Origin of the sequence: Tetzosporium hominis (assembly GCF_002265435.1) — a bacterium.
GTDB lineage: Bacteria > Bacillota > Bacilli > Bacillales_A > Planococcaceae > Chryseomicrobium > Chryseomicrobium hominis.
Genome location: NZ_NOKQ01000352.1, coordinates 1 through 261 on the forward strand (window position 1 = coordinate 1; position 261 = coordinate 261).

The following is a 261-nucleotide window of genomic DNA, read 5'->3' on the forward strand; positions in this document are numbered from 1 at the left end:
GTACGGTTTTGGTGCCGGCGCGCCATACGGGGGTTACCCCGGCTTCTATTAATAAAAACGGCCTGCATCGGTGCAGGCCGTTTTTTATCGGAAGATTTCTACCTCGGACATATTGTAGTCTTGCTGCTTCTGAAACATGACTTCCAGAAGGCCATCCTTATAGACGGCTTTTGTTCCTTTGCGTTTGACTAAACAAGGAAGGTTTACTTTTTTTGGATGCTCTGAACTAGGAAAGTTTTCTAACAATAATTCGTGAGATGT

1 pseudogene is annotated in these 261 nt (G+C 44.4%); it reads right to left on the reverse strand.

What is annotated here, in order from left to right:
* Positions 1 to 84 precede the first annotated feature (84 nt).
* Positions 85 to 261, reverse strand: a pseudogene (locus CF394_RS15270) (spore gernimation protein GerT); the annotation flags it as partial.